The following is an 11,155-nucleotide window of genomic DNA, read 5'->3' as shown; positions in this document are numbered from 1 at the left end:
GTGTCGGATTGCGGGGTGTCAGCCGCATGGATGCGGCTGCCAAGCCTACAAGGACGTACTTGCGGCGTCCCCGCAATCCGACACCGCCCCGCCATCCCACGGAACACCAGCTGTCGCTGTCGCTGTCGCTTCGGCTCGTAGCAGGTGCAGGGCGCAGCCCTGCCGAACCCCTTTATCCCCGCGGTCGGCCGCGCGAGGGCACCAGTGCGAACGTATCCACCGCCAGCTTCTCGGCATGGTTCAACCACGCGCGGATTTCCAGATCATCCACTTCGTGGTCGAGCCCGAATGACACGTTGATCTTGCCATCGGCATCGGGCTGCACCCACTGCTGGGCCAGCACCACCTTGCGCTGCGAGGACACCGCTTCGATCCAGAAACCGCGATCCGGGCGCGTGCTCGCCACCAGCTGCAGCATGTACTGGCCGGCGCGGGTACGGCGGCCCTTCTGCGTGATCATGTGTGCCTGGCGCACGCTGGGGCGGGGGCCCTGGAAGGCATCCAGTGGTGCATCCACGTCGATGCCGTTGCGCAGCTGGCCATCGCGGTACAGCTTGATGCCGTTGTCGCGGTTCACCAGCAGCGCGCACCAGTCGCCGTCGGCCGAGCCATCCTCGAACGCGGTGCAGCGATCAACGTAGGCGAGCGTGTTGTCCGGGTCGGCATCGTCGAACTGGCGCGAGGTGTTTTCCAGGTACACCGATTTCAGGTCCCAGTCCTTGTCGTATTCCAGCAGCACCGGCGGCTGCACGTGCTGCAGGCCCACCACCACCTGGTCGTCGCCGTCGATCTTCAGCTGCCGCGTCGGCTCACCCAGCCACAGCGAGCGGGCGAAGGCCAGGTACTGCGGATAGTCGCGGCCGCCATCGCGGCGTGCGGCGGCGCTGGCACTCGGCGTGCGCTTGTCGTCCAGCAGCGAACGGCCGAAGCCCATTGTCTGCAGGTTCGGATCGAGCAGGCTGAGCAGGGTGGCACCGGAATCCAGCGTCGAGCCGTCTTCGGCGGCCAGCTGGCGCGGGGCCACGCCGTCACCGAGGAACAGCAGCAGGTTCTCGCGCTTCTGCCTGGTCAGGATATGGCTGAGGTCGTTGGGCATGGCCAGGTGATCGGAGGCGATCACGATCAACGTGTCCTTGCCGTACGGACTGGCCTGGATGCGTTCGACCAGCTGCGAAATCAGGCGGTCGGTGCACTTGAGCGCATTGAGCATGCCGATATTGCCGTACTGGCTCTGGTAGCGCTCGCCCTTGCACGCCACCGGCAGGTGCCCGGCGGGGTGGTGCGTGTCCATGGTCAGCGTGGTCAGCATGAACGGTGCGTCCTGCCGCGACAGCTGCTCGAAGCGCTGGTAGGCGGTGTCCAGCAGCACGTCGTCATGCACGCCCCACGCCGAGTAGTGGATGCGGCCGATCTTCTTCTGCTGCTTGAACCACGCCAGGTCATGCACTTCATCGAAGCCATGGCTGGCCAGGAACTGGCCCTTGCCGGCGAACTGGCCGTTGGCACCGCCCAGGTAGTGATTGGTGTAGCCCTGCTGCTTGAGGTAATCGCCCAGGCACACGGCCTTGGGCAGGAAGCTGCCCATGCGATCCATGCTGTTCTCATCACCCTGCGAGGTGGTCAGCGGCACGCCGCACATCGACGACACCAGGCCGGCAATGGTCCAGCCACCGCCTTCGGCCGAGGCCAGCCCGCGTACATCCAGCGACTTGGCCGCCAAGCGGTTGAGATTGGGCATCAGGCCGGGAAACACGGCCTCGTCCAGATAGGTGCGCTCCAGGCTCTCGCCGTAGATCCAGACGATGTTGCGTGGGCGCTGCAGGGCCTGCGTGGGCACCTGGTATTCGGGGACGATACGGGCGAAATCCACCGGGCGCAGCTGCTGGTACAGGCGTTGCCCGTCACGTGCCAATGGACTGATCATGATCGTGGCCACCCACAGCACGGCGAAACCGGCAAACCATGCACCACCAGCCGTGGGGCGGCGCCAACGCTTAACCCGCGTAGCGAACAGCGGCAGCAGCGACACGGCGGCCAGCACGATGAAGCCGGCGATGTAGCCCTTGAAGTCGGCGATACCGGCGCCTTCCATGTCCGCACCCAGGTGGTACAGGGTGGCGGCGTTGAGTCCGTCACCGGACAGCTTGTCGATCAGCCACCAGGCACTGAGCGCCAGCAGCAACAACGAGAACAAGCCTGCTTTCCACCACACCCACTTTGCGGACGCGAGGAACAACCAGGACAGCAGCAACAGCGACAGCAGCAGAATCCAGAGCATAGGCAGCTTCGGCAGTGACGGGGTGGCGATGGACGTCGTACCGACGCGTGTCCATCCGACCGGCGCTGCTGCAAGCACATCTGCATGACAGGCCGATGACCCGATAGTGCATGCACGAACCTGACTGAAATGTTTGTTGAAATCGTGCGCGCGATATCATGCCGCGAACGTAAAACGAGCGTGAAAACTCACGCTCGATTGCATTAAAAACCGCATGAATTCACTGTTTTCGCTGATCCACGTCGTGCGTGGATACGACGCTATCGATGCCCACGTTCCTCGCGCGAGCGCGCACGGCGATCGAACAACAATGCGCTGGTCACGATGCCCAGCCCAAGCACCACGCCGATCAACAACAGCACCAGTGCGATGGCGGGATAGCCCAGCACATGCCAGCCGGTGTCGATCTTCATCATCATTGCCGCCGCCATGATCAACGCGGCGCTGATGATGCCGGCGGCCACGCGGTTGGCGATCTTCTGCAGGTTCTCCATCAGCCGCGATTCTTCCAGCCCGGTCACCTTCATCTGCAGGCGGTTCTCGGCCAGCAGCGCCATGATGTCCGACAGCTTGCGCGGCCCGTCGCGCAGCAGTTGCTGCAGCTCCATCGCCTCGCTGGCCAGGTTGGCGGCCGACAGCGATTTTTTCAGGCGCGCGCGCATCACGTGCTGCAGCTGGCGTTCGACGATGCGGCGCGTGTCCAGATCCGGTGCCAGCAGGCGGCATACGGTTTCAAGGTTGAGCAGCGCCTTGCCCAGCAGGCTCAGCTCCGGCGGCGTGCGCAACCCGGACGAGGTGGCGATGCGCACCATGTCCAGCACCACGCGCCCTTCGGAGAAGTTCGCGCTGGCGGCATAGCGTGCGATCAGCTGGCCGGTCTCGCGCAGGTAGCGCTCCTCATCGAATGCCTCCAGCCGCGTGCTGATGCTGATCAGGTCGTCGGCCACTTCCTCGCCGCGGCCATCGACGGCGGCAAACAGGATCTTCAGCAGGCGCTCGCGCAGCCGCGGTGGCATGTGCGCGACCATGCCCAGGTCGAAGATGGCCAAGCGCCCATCAGGCATCACCCGCAGGTTGCCGGGATGCGGGTCGGCATGGATTTCGCCGTGCACGAAGATCTGGTCCAGGTAACCGCGGATCAGCGCCGCCGCCAGCGGATCCATCGCCTGTTCGGTGCGGCGCACATCGGGAATGGCATCCACGCGCACGCCGGTGGCCAGTTCCATGGTCAGCACGCGATGGCTGCTGTAGTCCCACAGCGGCTGCGGAATCCACAGGCGCCGGAACGGCTTCAAGTGCCGGCCGAAGCGCGACAGGTTCTCGGCCTCGGCGTGGTAGTCCAGCTCCTGCATCAGCGTCTTGGCGAATTCGTTGAGCCAGTCGCGCAGGCGCACGCGGCGGCCGATCTGGGTCAGATGGTCGGCGGCCAGGGCGAAGCTGCGCAGCACTTCCAGGTCCGAACGCAGCTGCGCGGCCACTTCCGGCTTCTGCACTTTCACCGCCACCTCGCGACCGTCGTGCAGCACCGCGCGATGCACCTGGGCGATGGACGCACAGCCGAGCGGTTGTGGGTCGAATGCAGCGAACAGCTTGTTCACCGGTGCACCCAGTTCCTGCTCGACGATGGCGTGGATGCGTTCCACCGGAATCTCGGCCACCTTCTCCTGCATCCGCTCCAGCGCAGTGGCGAACTCCACCGGCACCATGTCCGGGCGGGTCGACAGCATCTGCCCGAGCTTGACGAAGGTGGGCCCCAGTGCTTCCAGGTCACTGACGAACTGCTCCGGATTGCCGTCGGGCGGCACATCGGTGTGGCTGCCGGCAGCGTCCAGGTTCATGCCGGAGAACACGCCGGAATGGCGGTAGCGCATCAGCAGGCGCAGGATCTGGCTGCGCCGGTTCATGCCCCGGATCAGCGGGGGATTGCCTGTGGCGGTGGACGGATTGCTCAAACGACACTCCTCGAAGACGACGACCCGATGTCCGTGATCCCGCCGCCGGCGGGACCGGATTACGCTTCCAGTGTCCCCGCCGCCCGGTGGGCGCGCGGTGAACCCGCTACCGCAGGTGGCGCCGGATCGGTCAGAATCCGCTCATTCCCTTTACTGGATCCCCCATGGCCGGTGCCAGCCTGTTTGCCCTGCTTGACGATATCGCCTCCCTGCTCGACGACGTCTCGGTGCTGACCAAGGTCGCCGCCAAGAAGACCGCCGGCGTGCTGGGCGACGACCTGGCGCTGAACGCGCAGCAGGTGACCGGCGTCAACGCCAACCGCGAGCTGCCCGTGGTGTGGGCGGTGGCCAAGGGCTCGCTGGTGAACAAGGTGATCCTGGTGCCGGCGGCGCTGGCGATCAGCGCGCTGGAAGCCTGGCTGCACAGCCGCGGCTGGAACGTGCCGCTGATCGTGCCGCTGATGATGATCGGCGGCGCCTTCCTGTGCTTCGAGGGCGTGGAGAAGTTGGCGCACCGGTTCCTGCATTCCGCCGATGAAGACGCCGAACACCAGGCCGAGCGGCGCAAGGCGCTGGCCGATGCGCAGGTGGACATGGTCGCGTGGGAAAAGGACAAGGTGAAGGGCGCGATCCGCACCGACTTCATCCTCTCGGCCGAAATCATCGTGCTGTCGCTGGGCGTGGTTGCGACGGCGTCGTTCATCAACCAGGTCAGCACCCTGGTGGTGATCGCGCTGGCGATGACCGTGTTCGTCTACGGGCTGGTCGCCGGCATCGTCAAGCTGGACGACCTGGGCCTGTACCTGTCGCGCAAGGGCGCCGCGCTGGCGGCAGTTGGCCGCGGCCTGCTGGTGTCGGCACCGTGGCTGATGAAGTTCCTGTCGGTGGCCGGTACCGCGGCGATGTTCCTGGTCGGCGGCGGCATCCTGGTGCACAACGTGCCGGCGCTGCACCACGCGGTGCAGGCGCTGGGCGGTGAAGGCCAGTGGGGCTGGCTGGTCAACGCGCTGGGCAACATGGTGGTCGGCATCATCGCCGGTACCATCGTGCTGGCGGCGGTGACCGGGTTCCAGAAGTTGCGCGGCAAGTAAGCGCCGGCCCGCTGCCCGGTAGAGGCCGAGCTTGGTCGGCGGTTTGTTGCCCGCGCGTGCCAACCAAGGTTGGCACCTACCAGGCGGTTTCCGGCCCACTGCCCGGTAGAGGCCGACCTTGGTCGGCGGTTTTATTCCCGCAAGCACCAACCAAGGTTGGCGCCCACCGACGAGCTAGCCCGCGTGTACCCGGTTCTTGCCTTGGCGCTTGGCCGCGTACAGCGCGTCATCGGCGCGTCGCAGCAGCGTATCGGCATCGTCGCCTGGCTGCCATTGCGCCAGGCCCGCGCTGAAATGCACGGGGATGCGCCGCTCCTGCAGGGTCAGCACGCGATGCGCCAGTGAGCGCTGCAGCCGCTGCACCGTGGCCATGCTGTCCGCGCCGGGGGTTTCGGGAAGCACCAGCACGAACTCGTCGCCGCCCAGCCGGGCGATGCCATCGGTGGCACGCAGCAGCAGGCGGCACACCGCCACCAGGTGCTGCAGCAGCGCGTCGCCGCCGGCATGGCCGTGTTCGTCGTTGGTCTGGTGGAAATCATCCAGGTCGATCACCGCCAGTCCGAGCGGCGAGTGGTTGCGTGCGGCGCGGGCCAGCTCGCGCTGCAGCAGTTCATCCAGGCCACGCCGGTTCAGGGCCTGGGTCAACGGGTCGATACGCGCCAGATCGCCGGCCGCGCGCAGATCCTGCTCCAGCTGGTTGATGCGCTGTTCGGCGCGTTCCACTTCCTGCCGCGCGCTGGCCAGGTGATCGCGCGCCTGCGCCGCCTGCTGCTGCACTTTGCCGGTGTCCTGCATCACTTCCTGCAGCAGGTGGTTGAGGTCGGCGATGCTGCGCGCCTCGCGCAACTGCAGCGCGTAGCTGCCGATGCGGTCGTGGTATTCACCGGTGCTGGCAGCCATGCCATCCATGCGCTCGATGAACTCGCCCATCAAGCTACGCATGGCCGCTTTCGAATCGTCGATTCCCTGCCGCAGCAGGCCCTGCTTGTAGATCACCTCGCGCAGCTCGGCGCGGGTGCGCTCGACCGATTCGGCTTCCAGCGGCCCGGCCAGCAACTGGCGCACGGCGGCGATCTGGCCCTGCAGCCAACTGCGGTCATCCAGCAGCTCGCTGACGTTCTCCAGCAGCAGGGCGAACAACTCAAGCAACAACGCCTGCTGTTCCTGCCAGCTTTCGGCGCGCACGCCGATCTGGTGGCCCAGCTCGCGCGCGCCCTGTTCGATCGGTTCCAGTGCCGCGCCCGGTTGCCATTGGCGCAGGCGTACGGCCAGCGCCTGCGCCTGCTCGCGCAGGTCGGGATCGTGCTGCAGCAGCGCGACCACCGCGCCGCCCAGCAGCAACCGCAGCTGCTCGGACAGGCGCAGGCTGTCGGGCTGGCCATCGGGCGAGTGCTGGTCGATGGTGCGGATGTATTTATCGATCAGCTGCCGCATCGCCCGGCCATAGCGCGGCCAGTCGGCACTGGCCTGCGCCGATTGCAGGCGATCACCCATGTCGCCCAGCTCACCCGGCAGGGTGGCCATGCCATTGGCGAAGGCGGCCAGCAGCGGCTCGGGGGCATCGGCCCCGGCAAACAGCTGCTGCAACGCCACGCTGCCACCACCCTGCAGTACCACCCGATCGCCGCGCCCGTCATCGACCACCGCGCGCACGCGCGCAGGCGGCCCGATGGCGGTGCCGGGGGCAGGGCGGGGGTCGGGCTGGTCCGTCATGGAACGCATCCTGGGATGGCAGGGGGGCTGGTCACAGCATATCGGCGCAACCGGCGGTGGCTTGAACCGATAGGATGGGTGACAGGATGCCGCAGTGGAGGTGGGTATGCGTGTGATGTTGCTGGGGGCGACGGGACTGGTCGGAGGCCACGCCCTGTCGCAGCTGCTGGCCGACCCCCGCTGCAGCGCCGTGGTCGCGCCCAGCCGTCGCCCGCTGGTTGCGCCGCACGGGAAACTGCACAACCCGGTGCTCGACTTCGCCCGGCTGCCCGATGCGCCAGACTGGGCCCGGGTGGACGCGGTGGTCTGCGCCCTGGGCAGCACCATCGCCCAGGCCGGCAGCCGCGAGGCGTTCCATCGCATCGACCACGACTATCCGCTGGCCTTCGCCCGCCTGGCCCTTGCGCAGGGTGCCCAGGCCTTCGCGCTGAACTCGGCCGCAGGCGCCAACCCGCGTTCGTCGATCTTCTACAGCCGGGTCAAAGGCGAGCTGGAGCGCGACCTGCGCGCGCTGGGTTTCCCGTCGCTGACGCTGGTGCGGCCGGGGCTGATCGGCGGTGAGCGGCAGGAGGTCCGCCGTGGCGAACACTTCGCGCTGCAGGTGCTGGGTGTGCTGGGGCCGGTGTTGCCACGTGCTTGGCGGATCAATCCGGCACCGGAGATTGCACACGTGCTGGTGGATGCGGCGCTGGCGGCAAAGCCGGGCGAGCACGTGGTGCCGTCGCGCGATCTGGTCGGCTGATGTCCCGCGCGCTGCGCCTGAACCAGCTGCTGCAGGTGCTGCGCCGCCATCGCCGGCCGGTGGCCGGGCAGGCGCTGGCCGAAGAACTGGGCATCAGCCTGCGTACGCTGTACCGCGATATTGAAACGCTGCGCGAGCAGGGCGCCGATCTGCGCGGGGAAGCCGGTGTCGGCTACCAGCTGGAACCGGGCGATGTGCTGCCGCCGCTGACCTTGCCACCGGCCGAGATCGACGCGCTGGTGCTTGGCCTGCGCTGGGTGGCGGCACGCACCGAGCCGGCCTTGGCCGAGGCCGCACGTGATGCCCTGGCGCGGATCGCGCACGTGCTGCCGGCGGCGCGACGCGAGGCGCTGCGTGACAGCGGCCTGCGGGTGGGGCCACCGCGAACGACGGCCAAGGTACCACCGGCGCGGCTGCAGGCCGTACGCGAAGCGGTGGGCACGCAGCAGCGGCTGCAGTTTGCCTATGAAGATGCGCAGGGCCGGCGTACCGAGCGCGTGGTCTGGCCGTTCGCACTGGGGTACTTCGATGAAGTGCCGATGCTGGCGGCGTGGTGCGAGGGCCGCGAAGACTTCCGTCATTTCCGCCTGGATCGCATTCGCCATGTGCGTGCGTTGGAAGAGCACTACCTGGTGCCACGCGCGACCTTGTTGCGGCGCTGGCAGAAGGCGCAGGGCATCGCTCCGGACTGGCTGGACCGTTCGTGACGAGGTCGAGCTTGCTCGACCGCTTCTGGTCGTTGCTCTGGCTTTGGTAGGTGTCGAGCTTGCTCGACGCTCTTGCTCTTCGCGGAGAGCAGTCGAGCAAGCTCGACATCTACCAAAGCGGAAGCAGCAGCAGTCGAGCAAGCTCGACATCTACCAAAGCGGAAGCAGCAGCAGTCGAGCAAGCTCGACATCTACCAAAGCGGAAGCAGCAGCAGTCGAGCAAGCTCGACATCTACCAAAGCGGAAGCAACAGCAGTCGAGCAAGCTCGACATCTACCAAAGCCAGAGCAAAGGCAGTCGAGCCTGCTCGACGCTGCTGACAGGATCTGTCAGCAGGGCAGGGCCACCATGACCGCTCCCAACCACGGAGCTTCCTCATGTTCAAGCCAAGCACCCTGCTGCAGTACGTGCGCGACGTTGACACCAGCGCCACCTTCTACAGCGGCATCCTCGGCACGGCACCGGTCGAACAGTCGCCCGGCTTTGCCCTGTTCCTGCTCGGCGATGGCGCCGCACTCGGCCTGTGGCAGCGCGATGGCGTGCAGCCGCCGGTGGATGCGCAGGCCGGCGCCGCTGAACTGGCGATGGTGGTGTCAGATGCAGCAACGGTGCAGCGCATGCACGACGAGTGGCGCGGGCTTGGCGTGCGCATCGCCCAGGCGCCGGTAACGCTGGAATTCGGCCACACCTTCGTCGGTGTAGACCCCGATGGTCACCGGCTGCGTGTCTACAGCCGCGCCGAGGGCATGGTCGCGCGCGATTGATCCTCCCCTGACGCAGAACAACGGCGAGCCCACCGCAGCGACAGGTCGTTCAGTAGATCCACGCCATGCGTGGATGGCGCGCGATCCAGCAGGCACAAAAAAACGCCGGGCAATGCCCGGCGTTTTTTCAACTCATGTGCCAACCAAGGTTGGCACCTACCGGTCAGCTGGCCAGCGCCAGATCGTCCATCATCGCGCGCAGGAAGCGGGCCGCTTCACCGCCGGTGGCGGCGCGGTGGTCGAAGGTCACCGACAGCGGAATGACCTTGTGCGCTTCCACGCCGCCCATCACCGGGGTCATCTGGTGGCGGGCACGGCCGGCACCGACGATGGCCACGCACGGCGGCACCACGACCGGGGTCGCGTAGCGGCCGGCGAACATGCCAAAGTTGGACAGCGAGATGGTGTAGCCGCTCAGCTCCGAGGCCGCGATCGAACGCGCTTCCACCTGCTCGCGCAGACGGTTCACGCCTTCACGGATGCCACGGGCGTCGAGCATGTCGGCGTTGCGCAGGGCCGGCACGAACAGGCCGTCGTCGGTATCCACGGCGATGCCGATGTCCACCTGCGCGTGCAGGGTGCGGGTCAGCGCTTCACCGTCGAACCAGGCGTTCATCGCCGGCACCTTCTGCGCGGCGACCACGATCGAGCGCACCAGGCGCGCGGTGACGTCGTTGCCCGGCAGCCAGGCGTGGATGTCGGCGTCGTCGTTCAGCGTGGTCGGCACGACCTTGCTGTGCGCATCGGCCATGACGCGGGCCATGTTGCGGCGCACGCCCTTCAGCGGTTCCGGCTGGCCCTTGGCGACCACGCCCGGCGGCTGGGTGCGCATCGGCTTGCCGGCAGCGGACAGCGGGGTGCGTGCGTCGGACTGTACCGGTGCGGCCACCTGGGCCGGCGCCGGTGCGGCGGCAGCCGGTGCAGCAACCGCTGCCGGAGCCGCGCCGATCTTCGCGCTGCCGTCGGCTGCGGCCTGTTTGACGTCGGCCATGGTCACCGCGCCATCGGCGCCGGTGGCACGTACGCGGCTCAGGTCCACGCCCAGCTTGCGCGCGGTGGCCCGCACCGCCGGCACGGCCTTGACGCCGCCCACGGCCAGCGCCTGTTCGGCATGCACAGCGTTGGAGCTCTGCATCGCGCCGACCACGGTGCCGGCGTCATCACGCTCGGCGGCAGCCGGCTTGGCTTCTTCAGCGGCCACCGGGGCGGCTGCGGTGGGCAGCGGCGGCGGCGGCGGTGCTGCCGCAGCAGCCGGAGCGGCATGGCCGTGGCTGTGGCCGGTGTCCTGGCCGTCAGCACGCTGCGGCAGGTTCGGGTCCAGCGCGAAGCTGGCCAGCACCGCGCCGGTCGTGATGATGTCGCCGGCAGCGCCGGACAGCTTCAGCACCGTGCCGGAGAACGGCGAGGGCACTTCGACGACGGCCTTGGCGGTCTCCATCGAGACCAGCGGCTCGTCCAGCTTGATCACATCGCCTTCCTTGACGAACCACTCGACGATGGTCGCGTCCGGCAGGCCTTCGCCCAGGTCGGGCAGGTTGAAGTTCTTGGTCTGGCTCATTTGCAGTTCTCTTCCAGCAGTTCCAGTTCGCGGGCAGGCAACCAGCCCGTCGCGCCATTGGCGCGCTCGGACCACCACCACCCGCCGTGTTCGTGATGAAGCTTGACCATCTCGCCGTTCTCCACATCCAGCTCGCGGGCGTCGTAGTCGCGCAGGGCTTCGGCGCGACCATCGTCCAACAGCTGCAACCACGCTACCGGTGCCCATCCGGCGCGCCCATCGCTGGTGCGCACCCAGGCAAACGCCGGCCATTCCTCGTCACGTACACCTACTTCGACGATCTGGCCGGTGCGGAACCGGAGCGGGTTGGGATACTGGCTGCGGTAAGCCCCGAGAAGGCGGGCCCGCAT

General features: G+C 67.4%; 8 protein-coding genes and 1 pseudogene. 4 read left to right on the top strand and 5 right to left on the bottom strand.

Annotated features, from left to right (window positions below; translation table 11 throughout):
• Positions 1–172 precede the first annotated feature (172 nt).
• Together AC1DKR_RS14590 and AC1DKR_RS14585 are read right to left on the bottom strand one after the other, a co-directional pair.
• Positions 173–2,278 carry a phosphoglycerol transferase I gene (locus tag AC1DKR_RS14590; protein ID WP_478033321.1) on the bottom strand — a complete coding sequence of 702 codons (2,106 nt, stop codon included), beginning with the start codon at positions 2,276–2,278 and terminating at the stop codon, positions 173–175.
• A 260-nt stretch (positions 2,279–2,538) separates the two neighbouring features.
• Positions 2,539–4,191: pseudogene (locus AC1DKR_RS14585) on the bottom strand (ABC1 kinase family protein); the annotation flags it as partial.
• Between the two features lie 203 nt (positions 4,192–4,394).
• Here AC1DKR_RS14585 and AC1DKR_RS14580 point away from each other — a divergent pair.
• Complete coding sequence (locus tag AC1DKR_RS14580) at positions 4,395–5,321, top strand: DUF808 domain-containing protein (protein ID WP_478033320.1); 927 nt, start codon at positions 4,395–4,397, stop codon at positions 5,319–5,321.
• 174 nt (positions 5,322–5,495) lie between these two features.
• Here AC1DKR_RS14580 and AC1DKR_RS14575 read toward each other — a convergent pair whose 3' ends face one another.
• Positions 5,496–7,034, bottom strand: coding sequence for a GGDEF domain-containing protein (locus AC1DKR_RS14575; protein ID WP_025874577.1), 1,539 nt, complete (start codon positions 7,032–7,034; stop codon positions 5,496–5,498).
• A 106-nt stretch (positions 7,035–7,140) separates the two neighbouring features.
• Here AC1DKR_RS14575 and AC1DKR_RS14570 point away from each other — a divergent pair, with 106 nt between their 5' ends.
• The 3 genes from AC1DKR_RS14570 to AC1DKR_RS14560 all read left to right on the top strand — a co-directional run bounded on the left by AC1DKR_RS14570 (position 7,141) and on the right by AC1DKR_RS14560 (position 9,247).
• The gene (locus AC1DKR_RS14570; protein WP_478033319.1) at positions 7,141–7,776 is read left to right on the top strand and encodes a Rossmann-fold NAD(P)-binding domain-containing protein; all 636 of its coding nucleotides are present in this window, start codon (positions 7,141–7,143) and stop codon (positions 7,774–7,776) included.
• Positions 7,776–8,483 carry a helix-turn-helix transcriptional regulator gene (locus AC1DKR_RS14565; RefSeq protein ID WP_478033318.1) on the top strand — a complete coding sequence of 236 codons (708 nt, stop codon included), beginning with the start codon at positions 7,776–7,778 and terminating at the stop codon, positions 8,481–8,483. The genes AC1DKR_RS14570 and AC1DKR_RS14565 overlap by 1 nt, the downstream gene beginning before the upstream one ends.
• A gap of 377 nt (positions 8,484–8,860) precedes the next feature.
• Positions 8,861–9,247, top strand: a complete 387-nt coding sequence (locus AC1DKR_RS14560) for a VOC family protein (RefSeq protein WP_312788224.1) — start codon at positions 8,861–8,863, stop codon at positions 9,245–9,247.
• Positions 9,248–9,410: 163 nt separating this feature from the next.
• Here the strand turns inward: AC1DKR_RS14560 and AC1DKR_RS14555 are convergent, their stop codons facing one another.
• The gene (locus AC1DKR_RS14555; protein ID WP_478033317.1) at positions 9,411–10,805 is read right to left on the bottom strand and encodes a dihydrolipoamide acetyltransferase family protein; all 1,395 of its coding nucleotides are present in this window, start codon (positions 10,803–10,805) and stop codon (positions 9,411–9,413) included.
• Positions 10,802–11,155, bottom strand: a complete 354-nt coding sequence (locus AC1DKR_RS14550; protein ID WP_025874583.1) for an SH3 domain-containing protein — start codon at positions 11,153–11,155, stop codon at positions 10,802–10,804. The genes AC1DKR_RS14555 and AC1DKR_RS14550 overlap by 4 nt, the downstream gene beginning before the upstream one ends.

Source organism: Stenotrophomonas sp. 01N47 (assembly GCF_056399165.1).
Note: the sequence above shows the minus strand (reverse complement) of the source record. Positions and strands in the feature narration are given on the sequence as shown.

Bases quoted from the DNA above. Each gene is read 5' to 3' on its own strand.
- AC1DKR_RS14565 (WP_478033318.1), top strand. From the start codon at position 7,776: ATGTCCCGCGCGCTGCGCCTGAACCAGCTGCTGCAGGTGCTGCGCCGC.
- AC1DKR_RS14550 (WP_025874583.1), bottom strand. From the start codon at position 11,155: ATGCGGGCCCGCCTTCTCGGGGCTTACCGCAGCCAGTATCCCAACCCG.
- AC1DKR_RS14590 (WP_478033321.1), bottom strand. From the start codon at position 2,278: ATGCTCTGGATTCTGCTGCTGTCGCTGTTGCTGCTGTCCTGGTTGTTC.
- AC1DKR_RS14570 (WP_478033319.1), top strand. From the start codon at position 7,141: ATGCGTGTGATGTTGCTGGGGGCGACGGGACTGGTCGGAGGCCACGCC.
- AC1DKR_RS14580 (WP_478033320.1), top strand. From the start codon at position 4,395: ATGGCCGGTGCCAGCCTGTTTGCCCTGCTTGACGATATCGCCTCCCTG.
- AC1DKR_RS14575 (WP_025874577.1), bottom strand. From the start codon at position 7,034: ATGACGGACCAGCCCGACCCCCGCCCTGCCCCCGGCACCGCCATCGGG.
- AC1DKR_RS14560 (WP_312788224.1), top strand. From the start codon at position 8,861: ATGTTCAAGCCAAGCACCCTGCTGCAGTACGTGCGCGACGTTGACACC.
- AC1DKR_RS14555 (WP_478033317.1), bottom strand. From the start codon at position 10,805: ATGAGCCAGACCAAGAACTTCAACCTGCCCGACCTGGGCGAAGGCCTG.